This is a genomic window from Psychrobacter sp. DAB_AL32B, from assembly GCF_002224105.1.
Lineage (GTDB): Bacteria > Pseudomonadota > Gammaproteobacteria > Pseudomonadales > Moraxellaceae > Psychrobacter.
Map to the genome: position 1 here is coordinate 1 of NZ_NEXU01000191.1, position 279 is coordinate 279.

The following is a 279-nucleotide window of genomic DNA, read 5'->3' on the forward strand; positions in this document are numbered from 1 at the left end:
ATTTAGTGAAAATCACAGCTTATGTATTAATAATCAAGGTCATCAATTGGTGGCCTTTTTTATGGGTCTCAATAGGGCGTGTTGAACATTGGCGATAAAGTGTTGGCAAAAAAAATAGCGAACGTCTAATCTTTAAGTTCTCACACCAAAAGATCACGTTCGCTATGCCTCGTACCATGCTCAAAGATGAAAACTGGACTAGACTAAGACCTATATTACTAGAACTGAATATTTTTGCAAAATGAAATCTAAGACAAACAGTGCACGGCATCATTTATC

General features: G+C 36.2%; 1 pseudogene. It reads left to right on the forward strand.

Annotated elements, in window-relative coordinates:
- Positions 1-164: 164 nt before the first annotated feature.
- Positions 165-242: pseudogene (locus tag CAN34_RS14150) on the forward strand (IS5/IS1182 family transposase); the annotation flags it as partial.
- Positions 243-279 lie beyond the last annotated feature (37 nt).